The sequence below is a fragment of the Dactylosporangium sp. NPDC050588 genome (assembly GCF_040654975.1).
Classification (GTDB): Bacteria; Actinomycetota; Actinomycetes; order Mycobacteriales; family Micromonosporaceae; genus Dactylosporangium; species Dactylosporangium maewongense.
Genome location: NZ_JBFAJA010000012.1, coordinates 144,096 through 163,780 on the forward strand (window position 1 = coordinate 144,096; position 19,685 = coordinate 163,780).

The window sequence follows — 19,685 nt, forward strand, 5'->3', positions numbered from 1 at the left end:
CAGCACATGCGCATCGTCGGCGTCACCGGCACCGAACTGTTTCTCCCCGGCCCGCTGCAGGTCGTCCGCGTCGAGGTCGAGGACTGGCCGGGACGGCTGGACATCACCGGCGACGGCGTCGCGGGCCACGCCGACGTCCACAGTGGACCCCTGGTCGAGGTCGGCGTCTCATGTACCGCGCCGCCCGGCGCGACGGTGCCCATCCGGGTGACCGCCACCGGTGGGCACACGGTCGAGGCCTCCCTCGTCGTCGCCGAACCGGGCTGGACGGTGTGGATGGTGCCGCACTTCCACTACGACCCGGTCTGGTGGAACACCCAGGCGGCATACACGGCGACGTGGGACCGCGAGGGCCGCCTGGGCACCGAGTTCCGGGCCGCGTTCCAGCACACCGGCTTCGACCTGGTCCGGCTGCACCTGGAGACCGCCCGCCGCGACCCGGACTACAAGTTCGTCCTCGCCGAGCTCGACTACCTGAAACCCTACTGGGACAGTCACCCCGAGGACCGCCGGTACCTGCGGACCCTGCTCGCCGAGGGCCGCCTCGAGCTCATGGGCGGCACCTACAACGAGCCCAACACCAACCTCACCTCCGCCGAGTCGACGATCCGCAACCTGGTGCACGGCATCGGCTTCCAGCGCGACGTCATCGGCGGCGACCCCCGCACCGCCTGGCAGCTCGACGTCTTCGGGCACGACCCGCAGTTCCCCGGGCTCGTCGCCGACGCCGGCCTCGACTCGTCGTCTTGGGCGCGCGGGCCGTTCCACCAGTGGGGCCCGATGCTGTGGACCTACGAGCCGCGCGACGGCTGGGGCGACCCGTCGGCGATGCAGTTCAGCTCCGAGTTCGAGTGGATCTCCCCTTCGGGGCGCGGCGTGCTGACCCACTACATGCCTGCGCACTACTCGGCCGGCTGGCACATCGACGCCCAGCCGACCCTCGCCGGCGCGCAGCAGAGCGTCTACGAGCTGTTCCTGCTGCTGAAGAAGGTCGCCGCGACCCGCAACGTGCTGCTGCCCGTCGGCACCGACTACACGCCGCCGGCGAAGTGGGTGACGGAAATCCATCGCGAGTGGAATTCCCGCTACGCCTGGCCCCGCTTCGTGTGCGCGCTGCCCCGCGAGTTCTTCGCCGCGGTCCGCGCACAGCTGGCCGCCGACGGCGTCCCGGCCGCGCCGCAGACCCGCGACATGAACCCGGTCTACACCGGCAAGGACGTGTCGTTCATCGACACCAAGCAGGCGCAGCGGCACGTGGAGGCGCTGCTGGTCGACGCGGAGCTCTTCGCGACCGTCGCCGCCGCGCTGCACGGCGCGCAGTTCCCGCACGCCGAGGTCGACAAGGCGTGGCGGCAGCTCGTGTACGGCGCCCACCACGACGCCATCACCGGCAGCGAGTCCGACCAGGTGTACCTGGACCTGCTGACCGGCTGGCGGGAGGCGCACGACCTGGCGGGGTCCGTGCTGGACGGGGCGCTGGACCGGCTCGGCCCGCGACCCGGCGGGGGGCCGGACCGGTCCGTGGTCGTCTTCAACCCGTCGGCCTGGCCCCGCACCGACCTGGTCCGGGTCCGCGTCGACCTGCCTCACCCCGGCACGACCGGCCTCACGGTCGGCGACCTGCCCGTCCAGCTGGAGCACCCGCGCCGCCACGAGGACGGCACCCTCGCCTCGGTCGACGTCGTCTTCCGCGCCACCGACGTGCCGTCGCTGGGCTACCGCGCCTTTCCCCTGATGCTCTCCTCTGCCCCGGTCTCCGCCCCGGCCTTCGCCCCGGTCTCCGCCCCGGCCTTCGCCCCGGTCTCCGCCCCGGCCTTCGCCCCGGTCTCCGCTCCGGCCTTCGGCTGGACTGCGACCGGGGGCGAGCCGGTCATCGCCAACGACGTCTACCGCCTTACGGTCGACCCGGCCCGCGGCGGCTGCGTGTCGAGCCTCGTCGACCTGCGCACCGGCCGCGAGCTGCTGCGGCCCGGTCGGGTCGGCAACGAGCTGCTCGTCTACGACGAGTACTCCGCCCACCCGCGCTTCCACGAGGGGCCCTGGCACCTGCTGCCGAAGGGCCCCGCCACCCACGGCTCCGCCCGGGAGCCCGCCACCGGCGTCCTGGTCGAGCACGGCCCGCTCGGCGAGCGGATCACCGTCACCGGCGCGGCAGGCCCGCTGCGGTTCACGCAGACCCTGACCCTCTGGCCCGGCGACGAGCGCCTCGACCTCACCACCCGGGTCGACGACTTCACCGGCGAGGACCATCTCGTCCGGCTGTGCTGGCCGGTGGACGTCCCCGGCGGGCTGCCCGTCAGCGAGGTCGGCAACGCCGTCGTCGGCCGCGGCTTCGGGCTCGTCGAGGTCGACAGCGAGCAGGCGCCGTGGACCCTCGACAACCCGGCGCAGCACTGGTTCGCCGTCTCCAGCACCGCCCGCGTCGACGTGCACGACCTGTCCGGCGCCCGCCGGCACACCAGAGCCATCGGGATCGCCGAGATCGTCGCCGCGCAGGACGTGCGGGACCTCGCCGTCGCGCTGGTCCGGCGCGGGGTCACCGCCACGACGTCCCGGCCCGGCGGCCCGCGCTACGGCCGGCTCGCCGTCGACTCCAACCTGCCGGACGTGCGGATCAGCGTCGGCCGGACCCCGTTCACGGAGGCCGTCCTCGCCGCCGCGGACCCCTCGTACGCCGGCGAGATCGACCGGCAGCTCGCCGTCGCGGGCCGCGCCCGGGTGCTGGTGCCCGCGGCGCGGCCGCTGACGGACGTGTGGGTGCCCAACGCGGACCTCACCGGCGTCCTGGACCTGCCGGTGCTCATCGTCATCGGCGCCGGCGCGGTCGAGACGCTGTGCGACGACCTCGCCACCACCGGGACCGTGCCGGTGGCGCAGCCGGCGACCATCATGCCCGACCCCGACCTGGACGACCGGACCGTCGCCATCGTCAACCGCGGCATCCCCGGCTTCGCCGTCGACACCACCGGCGCGCTGCACCTGTCGCTGCTGCGCTCCTGCACCGGCTGGCCGTCCGGGGTGTGGATCGACCCGCCGCGCCGCACCGCCCCCGACGGCTCGACTTTTCAGCAGCAGCACTGGACCCACACCTTCGACGCCGCGCTCGTCGCCGGCCCCGGCGACTGGCGGGCCACCGCCCTGGTGCGGCACGGCCACGAGGTGAACCACTCGCTGCACGCCCGCGTCATCCCCGGCTCCTCCACGGAGTCCGCAAGCTACCTGACCGTCTCGACCACCGGCGACGTCGTCGTCACCGCGCTCAAGCCTTCGGGAAATCCCCTCGCCGTTGGAATCCCCCCGGCCACGGTCAACAACGTCACGGTGCGCCTCTACGAGGCAGCCGGCTCACCCACCGACGCCCGACTCGCCCTGTGGACCCCGGTGACGGACGCCCACGCGACCAACCTCCTGGAATCGCCCGCCGACCCGCTGCCCGTGCGCGACGGTGCGGTGCTGCTGTCCCTGGACGGGGCAAGCATCGCCCAGATCACGGCCGGCACGGGCCCCATCACGCCGACCCCGGCGCCGGCCGCCCCCGCCTACGCGAAGTACTGGCTGCACAACACCGGCCCAGCCCCGACCGGCAACCTCCCGGTGACGGTCCACCTCGACCCACCCGTCGCCACCATCCCCTCTGTGACGCCAGCCCCGCCAGACGTGCCCGCAACTCCGGCACTTCCCGCCACGCCGACCATGCCCGCAACTCCAGCACCTCCCGCCACCCTGACCATGCCCGCGACTCCAGCACCTCCCACCACCCTGACCATGCCTGCAACTTCCGACGCGACGGCAATTCCCACCACGCCCAAAGCGCCGGCAACTTCAGCAACTCCCGCCGTGCCCGCCACGTCTGCCGCGCCGGCAACTTCCGCTGTGCCCGCAACTTCCGCTGCGCCGGAAGAGCTCGCAACTCCGGCTGTCCCCGCGCTTGAAAATCCAACAACTCCCGCCACGCCGACACCTTCCGACGCGGCCGTGACTCCCGCCCCACTGGCCACTGTCGTCACGCCCGCCACCGATGTCGTGGGGGTGGGCGGCGGGGCGGTGGCCGTGACGGTGACCGTGGCGTCGGACCTGACCCGCGACCGCAGCACCGGCACCGTCTCGCTCGACGTGCCGCCGGGGTTCGTGGCGGAGCCGGGCGGGTTCGCGTTCGACCTGCCGCCGGGCGGCTTCGTCCAGCACCGGGTCACAATCCATCCTCCGTTGGATTTTCGGCAGGGGGTGTACTGGCTGCGCGCCCGCACCTCGCACGGTGTCGAGGACTTCGTGCGGCTGCTCGCCGGGGTCGACAAACCGGAGACCGTGACGGCCACCTGGAGCGACCCCGGCCCGTTGCGACTACGCCCAGGACAGTCCAGCCAGCTGGAGCTCTCGCTCGACACCGACGCCGCCGGGCCGATCGTCGTCGACGTGGAGCTGATCAGCCCGTGGCACACCTGGGACGTGTTCCCGGCACCGTCGCACCGGGTGGATCTGAGCGGCCGGACGACGCTGCGGATCCCGGTCACGGTCCCGGACGGGCACGGCCCGGGCACCTGGTGGGCGCTGTGCAAGGTCGCCCACGCCGGCGAGCTGCACTACACGGCGCCGGTCACCGTCACGGTGCTGCCATGACCGCCGTCGCCTGGGTGGCCGGCAGGCCGCTCGACGTCGCCGCGGTGGACGCCCGGCTCGCGGCGATGCGCCAGGGTCCTTACGCGACACGGCTCCCCGACCCGGCCACCGCGGAGGGCCGCAACCTCCGCCGCTGGCTGGTGCAGGTGCTCACCGTGGAGGCGGTCGTCGCCCACGAAGCCCACGCGCTCGGGCTGGCAGCGGCCTCCGGCGACGCGCCCCGGCAGGTGACGCTCGCGGAGGCGCTACGGTCCGGTGGCGTGACCGCGGCGGTCGTCGCGGCCCATCCCCTCGCACGGTCGCTCCGCGCGGTCGTGGCACCGCCGGCGCCCGCCACGGAGGCAAACGCAAAGGCGTACTACGACCGCAACCGGGACCTCTTCCCGTTGGATTTCGCGGAGGTGCGCGACGCGCTCGCCGCCCGGCTCGGCGCGGAGGACGCCGAGCGGCGGTTCGCGCGGTGGCTCGAGGAGCGTTGCGCCGCGCTGGTGCGGTTGGCGCCCGGTTACGAGCACCCCGGCGACCCGAGGCACCCGGACGCCGTGCACCGGCACTGACCGCTCAGCCGGTCAGGTCCAGCGCGGCCCGGACGACGGAGTCCGTGTCGATGCCGTGGTAGCGGTAGACGTCTTCCAGGCCGCCGGCCTGGCCGAACCGCGACACGCCCAGCGACAGCGTCCGCACCCGGTTGACCGTGGCCAGGAACGCGAGCGTGTGCGGGTGCCCGTCGAGGACCGTCACCATCGGCGCGGCCCGGTGCTCGGGAAACACCTGGTCGAGGATCCACGACGGCGCGTCGCCCTGCCCGCGGCGCGCCTGGACCGCCTCGAACAGGCGGCCGGGGCTGGTCACGCAGATGACCTCGGCGTCGACGCCGAGGCCCGCGAGCCGGTCCGCGGCCGCCAGGGTCTCGGTGACCATCGCGCCCATCCCGACGAGCGTGACCGCCGGGGTCGCTCCCTTCGCGGCGCGCAGCGTGTACGCCCCGGCCAGGACCTGGCGGCGGCGCCGCTCGCGGGCGGCCGGGTCGGTGGGGACCGCGGCCAGGGCCTGGTTGACCGGGCGGGTCGACAGCCGCAGGTAGGAGGAGCTGCCGTCGGGCCGGCCGAGGCGGGAGATCGCGTCGAACAGCGTCCACTCGACCTCGATCGCGAACGCCGGCTCGAAGCTGACGCAGCCGGGCTGCTCCAGGCCGATCGACGGCGTCTTGATCGACTGGTGCGCGCCGCCCTCGGCCGCGAGGCTCACCCCGGACGGGGTGCCGACGAGGATCGACTGGCCGCCGGCGTAGATGCCGTAGGACCAGGGTTCGAGGGCCCGCTCGACGAACGGGTCGTACAGCACCCCGATCGGGAACAGGGGCTGGCCCCAGCGGCTCCAGGTGGCGCCGAGCTCGCCGATGAGACCGACCAGGTTGACCTCGGCGATGCCGAGCTCCATGTGCTGACCGGTGGGGCGCTCCCGCCAGTGCATCGTGGTCTCGCTGTCGTCGGCGAACCAGTTGTGCCGCTCCGTCGGCGACCACACGCCGACCTTGTTGAGCCAGCCGGCGAGGTTGGTGCTGGAGCTGACGTCGGGGCTGACGGTGACCACCCGGCGGGCCGCCTCGGGCGCCTCGCGGGTCAGGTCGAGCAGCGCCCGGCCGAGCGCGGCCTGCGTGGTGGACGTGCCGGACGGCGTCCGGCCGATGTCGGTGGGGATGGCGGGTGGCGCTACGGCCGCCGGGGTCTCGCGCCGCAGCCGGTCCGCCGCGTCGCGGCACAGCCTGCCCGCGGCGGAGTCGGCGGCGAACCGCGCCCACGGCCGGCCGGCGTCCATGCCCAGGCCGGCGGCGAGCTGCTCGTACTGCTCGACGGTCAGCAGCGAGGAGTGGTTCTGCGGGTGGCCCTGGGTGGGCAGGCCGTAGCCCTTGATGGTGTACGCGATGACGACCGTCGGGCGGGTGTCGTCGATCTGCGCGAAGGCGGCGCGCAGCGCGTCGAGGTCGTGGCCGCCGAGGTTGCGGATCGCCTTCGTCAGGGTGTCGTCGTCGAGGTCCGCGACCAGCGCGGCGACCTTCGGGTCGGTCCCGGGGAGCCGCGCCCGCAGCTCGTCGGCGCCGCAGCGCAGCAGCCGCTGGTACTCCGGGTTGGGCATGTCGATGATCCGGCGCTTGAGCTCCGCGCCGCCCGGCCGGGTGAACAGGTCTTCCAGGAGCCGGCCGAACTTCACCGTGATGACCTGCCAGCCGGCGGCGGCGAACATCTGCTCCAGCCGGCCGGCGGCGATGTGCGGCACGACCCGGTCCAGGGACTGCCGGTTGAGGTCGACGATCCAGACGACCTCGCCGAGCTCCGCGACGGACGCGTCGAGCATCGCCTCCCACACGGCGCCCTCGTCGAGCTCGGCGTCGCCGACGAGTGAATACTGCCGGCCGCCGCCGGTCCTCGCGTCGGTCTGCGCGTCGACGAACCGCCTGGCGATCGCGCCCCAGATCGGTGCGGTCGCGCCGATGCCGACCGACCCGGTCGAGTAGTCGACGGGATCGGGGTCCTTCGCGCGGCTCGGGTAGGACTGCAGCCCGCCGAACTCCCGCAGCCGTGGCAGGTAGGACTCGTCCAGCTCGCCGAGCAGGTAGTTGACGGCGTGCAGGACCGGCGACGCGTGCGGCTTGACCGACACCCGGTCCCCCGGCCGCAGCTGCTCGAACCACAGCGACGTCATGATCGACACCATCGACGCGCACGACGCCTGGTGCCCGCCGACCTTGAGCCCGCTCGGGTTGGGCCGGACCCGGTTGGCATGGTGGACCATGGCCGTGGACAGCCACAGCACCCGGTCCTGGACCTGCTGCAGGGCGTCGGGCTCGGCCTGATCCGTCACGGGCACCACCGGTGTGTGGAGGATGCTGGTCATGATGCCACAGTAGGGTGGAATATATGATATACGCAAGAGTCTCCTGTGGCGGCCGTTGCAGGTGTACGACTCCCCTGTGTGGCAAGGCGATCCAGGCACCACACCGAAACGCACGCGGATGCGCTACCGTATATTCGTGGTGTCTGAGGCGTCGCTCGAGAAGTCAGCCGGCCGGGTCGGACTGCGGTCCGTCGCCGGGCCGAACTCCGCCGTGGACCGGGTGACCGCCGAGATCAGGCGCGGCGTCCTCAACGGCACACTGAAGGCCGGCTCGAGCTTCTCGATCGCCGACCTGAGCGTGCAGCTCGGGGTGAGCCACATCCCCGTCCGCGAGGCCCTCCGGCGCCTGGAGACCCAGGGGCTCATCACCCTGCGCCCCGGCCGCAGCGCGATCGTCAACCCGCTCGACCGCGACGAGCTCCGCTCGATCTACCGGCTGCGCAAGCTCATCGAGTGCGACCTGGCCGCCCGCGCCTGCATCGGCCTGACTCCCGCCGACCTGGACGAGGCCGAGCGCCTGCTCAAGGCGTTCACCCACTTCGAGCTCGACGCCGACGAGTCCTGGGAGATCCACAAGCAGTTCCACCTCGCGCTGCTGCGCCCCGCCCTCACCGAGTGGGACCTGCGCCTGCTGGAGCAGCTGTGGCACGCCTGCGACCGCTACACCCGCGTCGTCTACGAGACCTACCAGATCGACCGCGAGGAGCGCCGCCGCCGGGAGATCGCCCACCGCCTCCTGATCGACGCCGCCCGCACCGGCTCCCCCGCCGAGCTGAAGCTCGCCGTCAACGAGCACCTCGCCGAGCACGAGCTGGCCTGCCTGGAGTGGATGGCCGCCCTCCCCCCGTCGCCCTGACCGGGCGCCCATCCAGGCGATGACGGCGGCGACCCGGGCGCCGGCGCGGCGGTAGCTCGCTCCGCACCGGCGGCGGGTGTTCCCCGGTTGTGCTGTGGGTGCGCCGGAGGTCCGCCGCACGCCCCACACCCTCGTTGCGGCACACGGGCAGTAGCTCGAGCTCGATGTCGCGGTCGATGAGGTTGTACAGCGGCCGCGCTGCCACAGACAGCTCCCAGTACCGGGCCACGTCGACGGACTTCCGCAGCTGTCGGTTGCTGATGCACGTCGCGTCGATGTCCGCCGCGTGGGCCGGCCGGGGCGTCGCTGCGGCGCGCGGGGCGCCCCGGCCGGCGGTCTTCGCGGTGCTAGCGGGCGGCGTGGCGGGCGTAGGCCTGGGCCACGGCGGGGACGAGGGCCAGGGCGGCCGCGTGGTCGAGCTTGTCGGTGCGCTGCTGCATGATGGCCCCCAGGCGGCGCTCCGCCGGGACGTCGTCGCCGCGGGCGGCGACGAGGGTGTGGAAGTGCGGGTTCGCCTCACCGAAGGTGAGCAGGTAGGTGGCCGGGGCGCCGGTCACCTCGCTGACGGCGGCGGAGAGGTCGCGGGCGCGGCGGCCGTAGGTGGCCAGCTCCGCGTCGCTCAGGCCGCCGATCCGCAGGGCGTGGCGGCGGACCCGCAGCACGAACCAGCCGGGGACGTCGAAGCCGTCGAGCACCTCGCCCGCCCAGAGGTCGTCGCGGAAGACCACCGCGGCGGACTCGAGCGCCTCCATCTCGCAGGGCGTGCAGCCGGCGGTCACGAGGCGCTCCCGGTGACGCGGGTGACGAGCGAGCCGAGGCCCTCGATGGTGCTGACGAGCTCGTCGCCGGGGCGCAGGTAGACGGCCGGGTCGCGGCCGAAGCCGACGCCGGCCGGGGTCCCGGTGAAGATGAGGTCGCCGGGGCGCAGCGGCAGGTGCGACGACAGGAACGCCACCAGCGCGGGCACGGTGAAGATGAGGTGCCTGGTGCGCGAGTGCTGGACCTCGTCGCCGTTGCGGCGGCAGCCGATCTCCAGGTCGTCGGGGTCGCCGAGCTCGCCGGGGGTCACCAGCCACGGGCCGATGGGACCGAAGCCGGGCAGCGACTTGCCCAGGCCGAACTGCGGCGGTGTGCCGCCGGCGAACTGCAGCGCCCGGTCGCTGAGGTCCTGTCCGATCGTCAGTCCGGCGATGTACGACCATGCGTCCGCCTCGGCGACGTGCCGGGCGGGACGGCCGATCACCACGACCAGCTCCACCTCCCAGTCCACCGTCGAGGACGGCAGGGCGACGGCGCCGGGGCCGGTGATGCAGGAGCTGAACTTGGGGAAGACCATCGGCTGCGACGGCAGCACCATGCCGGACTCGCCGGCGTGGTCGGCGTAGTTGAGCCCGACGCCGAACACCTGCGACGGCCGCGGCACCAGCGGGCCCGCGTCCGGCGGGGGAGGCAGCGGCGGACCGGCCGGCGGGCGGGTGTCGGCCCAGGCCAGGAACTCGTCCCAGTGGTCGAGGACGTCGTGCGGGTCGGGGCCGAACCGGCCGCCGCTGGCGGACGCGACGTCGACCAGGTCGGCGCCCTCCTGGCTGACGAGGCGGCCGGCGACGTTGGCGAGCCGCATCAGTCGAACACCGTGACGACGGCGTCGGCGTGGATGTCGTCGTTGACGCGGTCGGTGTCGTCGGCGCGGCGCCAGATCTCGTAGCCGTTCTCCCGGCAGATCTTGCCGTCGCGCATCTGGAACGCGTGGATCAGCCGCATGCTGCACCGGGTCCCGGGCGGGAACGGGCAGTTGCGGAAGCCTTCCTGCGTGATCGTCAGCTCGAAGATGCTGTCGTCGAAGACCCACTCCTCGGTCGCGAACCGGTGCAGGTTGGTGATCTTGTGGACGTGCATCGCCGCGAAGATCTGCAGGTACTCGGCCTTGACCGTCTCCTTGTCCCGGTGGACGAGGCCGCGGGCCGGGACCTCCCAGACGATGTCGTCGGTGTAGACGGCGATCGCCTGGTCGATGCTCTCCGGGTTCTCGTTGTGGAAGTGCTCGTCCACGGTCGCGTTGTTCAACGCGATGATCGCTTCCCGCTTCTCGGCCTCGGTCTGGGCAGACATGGGTGGCTCCGTTTCTTGCCAAGGAGTGCACGCGCCCGACAGGGGGCGGACGCTAGAATATATTTTCTAGCCTGACACGCTGTCCGGGGCGAGCACAAGACCTTCCGGATCTCGCCCGAACGGCGGAAGCTGCAGCACTGGCCACGCGATGCGAGGAACTCCGCCTACGCTGGTTGTGCGAGAACGGATCGTGTGCGAACGTCTGGAGTCAAACGTATATCCTAGCGCCGCCACAGGATGGAGTTGCCCCATGTCTGTAGAGATGGACGCCGGGTCCCCGGAGCTGATCCGCGAGGCGATCATCGCCCGGAACAACGCGACCGTGGATCAGCACTTCCACAACGAGAACCCCGAGGGCATCGACCTCGCCATCGCGGTCTACACCGACGACATCATCTGGGAGGTCCCTGCCCGCGGCCTCCTGCTCAAGGACAAGGCCGAGGTCAAGGCCGAGTACCTGAAGATCTTCGACGCCATGCACGTCCACAGGATCACCAACCTCTACCGGTTCGCCACCGAGGAGTGGGTGTTCGACGACAGCATCTTCGAGATCACGGTGAAGACCGACGGGTTCCGCAACTGCCCGTTCCCGCCCGGGACCCGGTGCAGCATGCGGCTGATCCACGCGTTCCAGATGCGCGACGGGAAGATCTGCCGGGAGAACGGCTACGAGCTGTGGCGCCGCGCGGACGACACCGACCGGGTCAACGACGACATCCCGGCCGACGCGAAGGTAACGGTGTTCGACTGATGGCCGTCCTGCTCATCGGCGCGACCGGCAACGTCGGTCCGCACGTCGCCAGGGCGCTGCTGCGCCGCGGCGACGACGTCGTGCGCGTCCTCACCCGCGACGCCGCCCGGGCCGCCACGGTCCTGCCGCCCGGCTGCCAGGTCGTCGAGGGCGACCCCGGCGACGACGACACGGTCGTGACCGCCGCCGCCGGTGCCGACGCGGTCTTCCTGCTCAGCGGCCACGACCACGACATGGCCGACCTGCAGCTGCGCATCATCCGCGCGCTGCGCCGCCTGCCGGTGCGGATCGTCAAGCTGTCCGGCACCAGCACCGCGATCAACCCCGACGGCCCGTACACCTGCCGCCAGCACTGGGAGATCGAGCAGGTGCTCGTCAACAGCGGACAGCCGTCCACGATCGTGCGCCCCAACGGCTACATGCAGACGCTGATCGGCACCATCATGATGCCGTTCCGCGATGGGCAATCGGAGTTCGTGACGCCGGACGTCGAACGGGCACTCGGCCGCGCACCCCGCGCCGTGGAGCACTACCTCCAGGAGCTGGCCGTCCCGACCACGACCGCCGCATGAGCGGGCAGCGGAGCGGCTCGGCCCGCTCATCGGCAGTGCAGGTTGGGCTCAGGCCGGCGCCGGAGCGCAGCGGAGGTGACGGCATGAGTGCGGACCTGAGGACCGGCGTGCTGGTCGTCGGCGGCGGGCCCGTCGGGCTGGCCACGGCGATGGAGCTGGACCATCACGGCGTCGCGTCGGTGGTCGTCGAGCCGCGGGAGCACGTCTCCTACCTGCGCCCCCGCGCGAAGACGACCTCGGCGCGCACGATGGAGCTGTTCCGCCGGTGGGGCCTCGCCGACACCGTCCGGCAGCGCGCCCCGCTGCACGTCGAGTGGTCCAAGGACATCGTCTTCTGCATGTCGGTCACCGGCCGCGAGGTGACCCGGCTGACCGGCACGCTCGGGCTCGCCCTCGCCGGCACCGACGTCGCCGCCGAGCCGGGCCAGCAGGTGGCGCAGCCGATCGTCGAGCAGGCGATGCGCGACGCCCTCGGCCGCCCGGAGAGTCACGCGACGCTCCTGCTGGGCCGGCGGGCCGTCGCGTTCGACGATCGTGGCAGCACGGTGGTGGTGACGCTCGAGGACGCGGACGGCGCCACGTCGACCGTCGAGGCCGACTACGTCGTCGGCGCCGACGGGCCGCGCAGCGCCGTCCGCACCGCGATGGGCGCGGTGTACGAGGGGTCCAGCCTCCCCCGCCCGAATGTCAGCATCACGTTCGAGTGCGCCGAGCTCGGCGACCTGATCCCGCACGGCAACGCCGTCCAGTACTGGGTGCTCGACCCCGCCGCACCCGGGCTGGTCGGCCGCCTCGACCTCGACGGCACCTGGTGGGCGATCGCCACGGTCCGCCCGGACGAGGACGAGGACGACGACCGCACCGGCGAGGTCGACGCCACCGCGCTCGTGCACCGGCTGCTCGGCCGGGAGCTGCCGATCAAGGTGATCGCGACTGACCCGTGGTGGGCACGGACGCTGATCGCCGACCGGTTCCGCCGCGGGCGGTTGTTCGTCGCCGGCGACGCCGCGCACCAGAACCCGCCGTGGGGCGGCCACGGGTACAACACCGGCATCGGCGACGCGGTCAACCTCGGCTGGAAGCTCGCCGCCGTCATCAACGGGTGGGCGCCGGAGGCACTCCTGGACAGCTACGAGGCCGAGCGCCGCCCGGTCGCGCAGCGGTTCGTCGCGGCCGCCGCGGAGAACGGCAGGAGCGGGCCGGCGGTCCTCACCGCCGCGGCCGGCCTGACCAGCGGTGGCGCCACCGAGGAGGCCGCCGCGGTCATCCAGGCGGCGAAGCGCACCGAGTTCCACAGCGACGGCCTGGTGCTCGGCGTCGGCTACACCGAGTACGCCGACGTGCAGACCACCAACGGATCCGACTACCTGCCGGTGGCCGCCCCAGGCAACCGGCTCCCCCACACCTGGCTGCCCGACGGGCAGTCCCTGTTCGACCGGCTCGGGCCCGAGCTCACCATCATCGGCCCGGCCTGGCACGCCGCCGCGTTCATCCGCCACGCCGAGCGGCACGGCATCCCCCTGGCCGTGCTCGACGACCCCTCGCTCGGACTGGACGCGTTCTTCAGCGGACGACTGGTGCTGGTGCGCCCCGACCAGCACATCGCATGGATCGGCCGTCCGGTCCCGGACGCCGAGGCCGAGCGGATCGTCGACGAGGCGATCCGCGGAGAATGGAGACACCAACCATGACACCCACCGCCACTGCCTTCACCCACACCACCGCCGACGGCCTGACGGTCACGGGCCGCCGGAACACCCCGCAGGCGCCGGCCGCGGCCGCGCAGGTGCCGCTCGTCATCGCGATCCACGGCGGCACGTACACCTCCGAGTACTTCGACATCCCCGGCTACTCACTGCTGGAGCGGGCCGCCGCGCTCGGGATCCCGGTCATCGCCCTCGACCGCCCAGGCTACCTCGGCAGCACCCACGTGGAGCCCGGCGAGTCGATCATCCTCGCCAACGCGAAGGCCCTCGACCGGGTCATCGGCGAGCTGTGGCAGCGGCACGGCGAGGGCCACGCCGGCGTGTTCGTCATCGGCCACTCCATCGGCGGCGCCGTCACCACCGCCATCGCCGCCGGGCAGCCGAGCTGGCCGCTGCTCGGCATCGCGGTCTCCGGCTGCCTGCTGCAGGTGCCCGACGGCCCGCGGATGGCGTTCGACGCGCTGCCCGACATCCTGATGATCGACCTGCCCGGCCCGATGAAGGACAGCGTCATGTTCGGCCCGGCCTGGACGCACGACTCGGCGATGCCCGAGCTGAGCCACAGCTCCGACACGTCCGTGCCGCGGGCCGAGCTGATCGACATCAACAACGGCTGGATCTCCCGGGTGCGCGAGGTCAACGCCCAGGTCACCGTGCCCGTGCACGCCCGGCAGGGCGAGTTCGACGCGCTGTGGATCACCGACGCCGCCCAGGCCGCCGACTACGCCGCGTCGTTCACGTCCGCACCGGTCGTCGACGGGCGGCTCGTGCTCAACGCGGGGCACTGCGTCGACTTCCACAACGCCGGCGCGGCCCTGCAGCTGAGCCAGCTCGCGTTCGCCCTGGAGGTCAGCGTGGCCAAGGATCCCAGTTGAGCACTGCTCTGCTCAACGCCCGGGTGTTCGACGGGTCCCGCCTGGGCGACCCCGCCACGGTCGTGATCGCGGACGGTCTCATCGCACCACAGGGCACGGCGGCCGCGGAGACGATCGACGTCCGGGGAGCCGCGCTGCTGCCTGGGCTCATCGACACGCACGTCCATGTCACCGAGGTCGCGCACCTGGAGGCGGCCGCCCGGTGGGGCGTCACCACCGCGCTCGACATGGGGTGCTGGGACGCGGGCATCCCCGGCGGGCTCAAGGGCATGCCGGGCCTGCCGGACGTCCGCATCGCCGGCAACCTCGCCAACGCGCCCGGCTCGCACTTCGTCAAGCACATGGGGTTCGGGCCGTCCAGCACCGTGACCGGGCCGCAGGACGCGACCCGGTTCGTCGCGGACCGGATCGCCGAAGGCGCCGACTACATCAAGATCGCGGTCGAGGACCCGAAGATCCCCGGCACGAAGGCGCTGAGCCCCGAGACCGTCGCCGCGGTCGTCGAGGCGGCGCACGCCGCCGGGCTGCTGACCATCGCGCATGTGGTCAGCGCCGACACGCTCACCGTCGCCGTCCGGGCCGGCGCCGACATCGTCACGCACACGGCGCTGACCAGCGAGCTGGACGCCGCGTTCGAGGCGCTGCTGGCCCGGCGCCGGGTCGTCATCGTGCCGACGCTGACCATGATGGACGGCGTCGTGCGCAACATCGGCGGCAAGCTCATCATGCGGGTGCTGGGCACCCTGATGCCGGGGATGCGGATGCGGTACGAGCATGCCACCGCGACCGTGTCGACGTTCCGGAAGGCGGGCATGACGGTGCTCGTCGGCACCGACAGCAACGACAACGTCAAGACGCCCTGCCAGGTGCCCTACGGCGAGTCGATCCACGAGGAGCTGCGGCGGCTGGTGGACGCCGGCCTCACCCCGGCCGAGGCGCTGCGCGGCGCCACGTCGGCCGCCGCGGACACCTTCGGCCTGGCCGACCGCGGCGTGATCGCCCCCGGCCGCCGCGCCGACCTGCTGCTCGTCGGCGGCGACCCCACCGCCGACATCACCGCGACCCGCGACATCCGCGGCGTGTGGATCGGCGGCACGCGGGTCCGCTGACCTCCCCTGACGGAAAGGCACCGACATGATCGTGGTCACCGCCGCCAACGGCAACCAGGGGCGGCTGCTGATTCCCAAGCTGCTCGCCGCGAAGCTGCCGGTCCGCGCGTGCGTGCGGAGCGTCGAGTCGGCCCGGCGGCTGCACCAGATGGGCGTGCCGGACGTGGTCGTCGGCGACGTCAGCGACCCGGCCGTCGCGGCCCGGGCCGTGCACGGCGCGCAGCAGGTCTACCACATCGGCCCGACCCTGCACCCGCGCGAACGCGAGATGGGCCGCACCGTCGTCGACGCGGCCCGCGCCGCCGGCGTGCGGCACTTCGTCTTCAGCTCGGTGCTGCACGCCATCACCACCGACCTCGTGCAGCACGAGATCAAGCGCGACGTCGAGGAGCACCTGCTGTCCTCGGGGCTGGAGTTCACCATCCTCCAGCCGGCCAACTACATGCTGCCGCTGAAGCTCAAGCCGGTCTTCTCCCGCGGCGTGTTCGAGCTGTCGTGGTCCCTGGAGCGCCGCCAGTCCATGGTGGACCTCGACGACGTCACCGACGTGGCGTGCGCCGTCCTCGCCGACGGTGAGCGGCACTACGGCGCCACCTACGAGCTGGCCGGGCCCGGCCGGTACACCGCGCACGAGCTCGGCGAGATCATCTCCCGGGTCCTCGGCCGGCCCGTCGAGGTGCGCCGGATCGACGCCGACACCTATCTGAAGGCGTGGGTCGGCGACGCGGACCCGCGCGAGGTGACCCACCAGCTGCGGGTGCTGCGCTCCATCACCGAGCGGTACAGCAGCCACGACTTCGTCGGCAACCCCAACGTGCTCACCTGGCTGCTCGGCCGCCCGCCCACCACCTTCGAGGCGTACGTGCGCAAGCAAGCGAACGGAGCCGCATGAAGCTCACCGGCAACACCGTCCTCATCACCGGCGGCGGCAGCGGCATCGGCCGTGGGCTCGCGGAGGAGCTGCACCGGCGCGGCAACACGGTCATCGTCGCCGGCCGGCGCGTCGCCGCCCTGGAGGAGGTCGCCGCCGCCAACCCCGGCATGCGGTGGGTGCAGCTCGACGTGTCGGACCCGGCGTCGATCGCCGTCGTCGTGCCGCAGCTGATCGCCACGTACCCGGACCTCAACGTGGTGGTCAACAACGCCGGCATCATGTTCGGCGACGACCCGGCCGAGCCGATCGACGACGCGGCGCTGACCGCGATCGTCGCCACGAACCTGCTCGGCCCGATCCGGCTGAACTCGGCGTTCGTCACGCACCTGCGGTCGCTGCCGTCGGCGACCATCGTCAACGTCAGCTCGATGCTCGGCTACGCGCCGCTCGCCTCCTCGACGCTGTACTCGGCGACGAAGGCGGCCCTGCACTCCTACACGCTGTCGCTGCGGTACCGCCTGCGCGACACCCCGGTGTCGGTGCTGGAGATCGCGCCGCCCTACACGCAGACCCACCTCATGGACGTGAACCTGACCGACTCCCGGGCGATGCCGCTGCGGGACTACCTGGACGAGACCATGGCGGTCCTCGCCACCGACGAGGTCGAGATCCTCGTGCGGCGGGCGGCGGAGCGTCGCGACGCGCAGCGCCCCGACGAGGTCGGGTTCACCACCCGGTTCAACGACCTGATGGGCGCCTGACCGCTTCTGATCAGAACGGGGCGGGGCCGCTGCCGGTCAGCGACATCAGCACCTGGGTCGCCAGGAGGCGCCGCACGCCGGTGACGGCGACCGTGCCGACCTGCTCGTAAGGCAGCTCGATCTGCCCGCCGGTCGCGTCGCGCACCTCCGTGCTGACCTCATTGGGGCGGAACGTGCCGCTCCAGCCGCCGGGTGTGCCGCGGTTGTTGGTGTTCAGCGACGCCATGCCGGCGACCCGCGCCCCGGTGGTGAGGATCAGCGTCGCGGGTCCCGAGTAGGTGGCCATGATGTTGACGGTATCGGCCGGCGGCCGTCCGGGTCCACGGAAGGCCCACTTGAGGGGGGCCTGAAATACGCCTTAAATACTGCCCCGAGCTGTACTGACAACGTTGACACACGCCTATTTTTGCTCTTCGATCGGAGTTGTCGCACTTTGCACTGATCAATGCATTGGAGGCATGATGCGCATCCCGAAACGGCTGCTGGCGGCGGGGATCGCCGCCGCGGGCGTGATCACCGTCGTCACCGTCGCGGTCCGGGCACCGGCCGAGGCGGCGACCGGCTCGACCGTCGTCAGCGCCGCCTCCGGCCGCTGCCTCGACGTCGTCGGCCAGTCGCAGGCGGACAAGGCCCTCGTCAACATCTACGACTGCAACGGCCAGGCCAACCAGGCGTGGACCTTCACGGCCGCCGGGGAGCTGCGGGTGTACGACTCCCCCAAGTGCCTGGACGTCGCCGGGCACGACACCACCGCCCCGGCGACCGCGCAGATCTACACCTGCAACGGCGGCGCCAACCAGAAGTGGCGGATCAACGCCAACGGCACCATCACCGGCGTCGAGTCGGGCCTGTGCCTCGACGTGACCGGCGCCGCCACCGCCAACAGCACGCCGGTCGCCCTGTGGACCTGCAACGGGCAGAGCAACCAGCGGTGGACGACCACGGCCGGTGACTCGCAGCCGCCGACGGTGCCCGGCAACCCCAGAGTCAGCAACCTCGTCTGCGACGCCGTCACGTTCTCCTGGAACGCGTCGACCGACAACGTGGGTGTCGCGTTCTACGACGTCTTCCACGACGGCCAGCTGATGAAGTCGGTGACCACGCTGTCCACCGACCTCACCGTCGTGCCCGGGGTCACCTGGGGCCTGTACGTCAACGCCCGCGACGCCGCCGGCAACGTCTCGCAGGCCAGCACCACGGTGCCGATCACGCCGCCGCAGTGCCAGGCCGACACCACGCCGCCGACCGCGCCGACCGGGCTCACCGGATCCGCGTCCGGCACGACCGTGACCCTGCGGTGGACCGCCGCCACCGACAACATCCAGGTCCGCGCGTACGACGTCTACCGCGACAACGCGAAGGTCGGCACGATCACGGGGACCGGCACCACCACCCCCGCGACCACGTTCATCGACAGCGCCCTGGCCGCCGACCGGGCCTACGCCTACCAGGTCGTCGCCCGCGACGCGCAGGGCAACGTGTCGCCACGCAGCAACACCGCCACCGTCACCACGGGCGCCGCATGCGGCAGCTCGGTCTGCGCCGTCACGCAGATCGGCACCGACACCGACATCCCGTGGGGCCTCGTCACACTGCCGGACGGCACGATCCTCTACACCCGGCGCGACGCGCACGACATCGTCCACCTCAACCCCGCAACCGGCGCCAAGAACAGCATCGGCACGGTGCCGAACGTGCAGAACACCGACGGCGAGGGCGGGCTGCTCGGCCTGGCGATCTCGGCGAACTACGCCAGCGACCACTGGCTGTACATCATGCACACGTCGCCGTCGGACAACCGGATCGTGCGGATCCGGTACGAGAACGGCACCCTGAACACCGGCAGCGAGCAGGTCCTGCTCAGCGGCATCCTGCGCAACAAGTTCCACGACGGCGGCCGGCTGCGGTTCGGCCCCGACGGCAAGCTCTACGCCAGCACCGGCGACGCGCAGAACGGCGACAACGCGCAGAACCTCAACAGCCTCAACGGCAAGGTGCTGCGGCTCAACCCGGACGGCACCGTGCCGTCGGACAACCCGTTCGGCAACTACGTCTGGAGCTACGGGCACCGCAACCCCCAGGGGCTCGCGTTCGACTCGCAGGGCCGGCTGTGGGAGCAGGAGTTCGGCAACGCGATCATGGACGAGACCAACCTCATCCAGAAGGGCGGCAACTACGGCTGGCCGGCGTGCGAGGGCACCAGCGGCACGTGCGGCACCGCCGGGTTCATCGCGCCGAAGCGCACGTACCCGACGGCTGAGGGCTCCTGCTCCGGCATCGCGATCGTCCGGGACGTGCTGTACATCGCCTGCGAGCGCGGCACCCGCATGTACCGGGCGGTCATCAGCGGCACCTCGCTGACGAACGTGCAGGCGTACTTCAACGGCACGTACGGCCGGCTCCGCACCGTCGAACCGGCGCCGGACGGCGGCCTGTGGCTGACCACCAGCACCACCGGCGACAAGGACAGCATCCCGAACAACAGCAACGAGAAGCTCTTCCACGTCACGCTCGGCGCCTGATGGTTCGAGCGCGACGGCCCGCCCTCGCCGGGCGGGCC

16 protein-coding genes are annotated in these 19,685 nt (G+C 72.2%); 11 read left to right on the forward strand and 5 right to left on the reverse strand.

Annotated features, from left to right (window positions below; translation table 11 throughout):
• Positions 1-6 precede the first annotated feature (6 nt).
• Together AB0I21_RS10740 and AB0I21_RS10745 are read left to right on the forward strand one after the other, a co-directional pair.
• The gene (locus tag AB0I21_RS10740) at positions 7-4,617 is read left to right on the forward strand and encodes a glycoside hydrolase family 38 C-terminal domain-containing protein (RefSeq protein WP_360560107.1); all 4,611 of its coding nucleotides are present in this window, start codon (positions 7-9) and stop codon (positions 4,615-4,617) included.
• Positions 4,614-5,174 carry a hypothetical protein gene (locus AB0I21_RS10745; RefSeq protein ID WP_360560108.1) on the forward strand — a complete coding sequence of 187 codons (561 nt, stop codon included), beginning with the start codon at positions 4,614-4,616 and terminating at the stop codon, positions 5,172-5,174. Before AB0I21_RS10740 ends, AB0I21_RS10745 begins: the two co-directional genes overlap by 4 nt.
• A 4-nt stretch (positions 5,175-5,178) precedes the next feature.
• On the opposite strand, the gene AB0I21_RS10750 is transcribed toward AB0I21_RS10745, so the two are convergent.
• Entirely contained in the window at positions 5,179-7,512 is a 2,334-nt protein-coding gene (locus tag AB0I21_RS10750) for a pyruvate dehydrogenase (protein WP_360560109.1), read from the reverse strand.
• 136 nt (positions 7,513-7,648) lie between these two features.
• On the opposite strand from AB0I21_RS10750, the gene AB0I21_RS10755 reads away from it, so the two are divergent.
• The gene (locus AB0I21_RS10755; protein ID WP_360560110.1) at positions 7,649-8,368 is read left to right on the forward strand and encodes a GntR family transcriptional regulator; all 720 of its coding nucleotides are present in this window, start codon (positions 7,649-7,651) and stop codon (positions 8,366-8,368) included.
• A gap of 347 nt (positions 8,369-8,715) precedes the next feature.
• Here AB0I21_RS10755 and AB0I21_RS10760 read toward each other — a convergent pair whose 3' ends face one another.
• From AB0I21_RS10760 to AB0I21_RS10770, 3 genes are read right to left on the reverse strand one after another with little or no spacing between them, the layout of a single operon-like run.
• Positions 8,716-9,147, reverse strand: a complete 432-nt coding sequence (locus AB0I21_RS10760) for a hypothetical protein (protein ID WP_360560111.1) — start codon at positions 9,145-9,147, stop codon at positions 8,716-8,718.
• A complete protein-coding gene (locus tag AB0I21_RS10765; RefSeq protein ID WP_360560112.1) occupies positions 9,144-9,989 on the reverse strand; it encodes a fumarylacetoacetate hydrolase family protein in 846 nt (281 codons plus the stop codon). Before AB0I21_RS10765 ends, AB0I21_RS10760 begins: the two co-directional genes overlap by 4 nt.
• Complete coding sequence (locus AB0I21_RS10770; RefSeq protein ID WP_354892142.1) at positions 9,989-10,477, reverse strand: nuclear transport factor 2 family protein; 489 nt, start codon at positions 10,475-10,477, stop codon at positions 9,989-9,991. Before AB0I21_RS10770 ends, AB0I21_RS10765 begins: the two co-directional genes overlap by 1 nt.
• A 250-nt stretch (positions 10,478-10,727) precedes the next feature.
• Here AB0I21_RS10770 and AB0I21_RS10775 point away from each other — a divergent pair, with 250 nt between their 5' ends.
• From AB0I21_RS10775 to AB0I21_RS10805, 7 genes are all read left to right on the forward strand, one after another.
• Complete coding sequence (locus tag AB0I21_RS10775) at positions 10,728-11,228, forward strand: nuclear transport factor 2 family protein (protein ID WP_344510508.1); 501 nt, start codon at positions 10,728-10,730, stop codon at positions 11,226-11,228.
• Positions 11,228-11,800: an NAD(P)H-binding protein gene (locus tag AB0I21_RS10780; RefSeq protein WP_360560113.1), complete on the forward strand. Its 573-nt coding sequence runs from the start codon at positions 11,228-11,230 to the stop codon at positions 11,798-11,800. Before AB0I21_RS10775 ends, AB0I21_RS10780 begins: the two co-directional genes overlap by 1 nt.
• Positions 11,801-11,883: 83 nt before the next feature.
• Positions 11,884-13,491, forward strand: a complete 1,608-nt coding sequence (locus AB0I21_RS10785; protein ID WP_360560114.1) for an FAD-dependent monooxygenase — start codon at positions 11,884-11,886, stop codon at positions 13,489-13,491.
• Positions 13,488-14,381 carry an alpha/beta hydrolase gene (locus AB0I21_RS10790; RefSeq protein WP_360560115.1) on the forward strand — a complete coding sequence of 298 codons (894 nt, stop codon included), beginning with the start codon at positions 13,488-13,490 and terminating at the stop codon, positions 14,379-14,381. The genes AB0I21_RS10785 and AB0I21_RS10790 overlap by 4 nt, the downstream gene beginning before the upstream one ends.
• On the forward strand, positions 14,378-15,490 hold the full coding sequence (locus AB0I21_RS10795) for an amidohydrolase family protein (protein WP_360560116.1): 1,113 nt from the start codon (positions 14,378-14,380) through the stop codon (positions 15,488-15,490). Before AB0I21_RS10790 ends, AB0I21_RS10795 begins: the two co-directional genes overlap by 4 nt.
• 25 nt (positions 15,491-15,515) lie before the next feature.
• Positions 15,516-16,382 (forward strand): NmrA family NAD(P)-binding protein, encoded by an 867-nt coding sequence (locus tag AB0I21_RS10800; protein WP_360560117.1) that lies wholly within the window; start codon positions 15,516-15,518, stop codon positions 16,380-16,382.
• The gene (locus AB0I21_RS10805; RefSeq protein ID WP_360560119.1) at positions 16,379-17,125 is read left to right on the forward strand and encodes an SDR family NAD(P)-dependent oxidoreductase; all 747 of its coding nucleotides are present in this window, start codon (positions 16,379-16,381) and stop codon (positions 17,123-17,125) included. The genes AB0I21_RS10800 and AB0I21_RS10805 overlap by 4 nt, the downstream gene beginning before the upstream one ends.
• A 10-nt stretch (positions 17,126-17,135) precedes the next feature.
• Here the strand turns inward: AB0I21_RS10805 and AB0I21_RS10810 are convergent, their stop codons facing one another.
• On the reverse strand, positions 17,136-17,411 hold the full coding sequence (locus AB0I21_RS10810; protein ID WP_360560120.1) for a hypothetical protein: 276 nt from the start codon (positions 17,409-17,411) through the stop codon (positions 17,136-17,138).
• A gap of 172 nt (positions 17,412-17,583) precedes the next feature.
• Between AB0I21_RS10810 and AB0I21_RS10815 the strand changes: the two genes are divergently transcribed.
• On the forward strand, positions 17,584-19,647 hold the full coding sequence (locus AB0I21_RS10815) for a PQQ-dependent sugar dehydrogenase (RefSeq protein ID WP_360560122.1): 2,064 nt from the start codon (positions 17,584-17,586) through the stop codon (positions 19,645-19,647).
• The last annotated feature ends 38 nt before the right edge of the window (positions 19,648-19,685 follow it).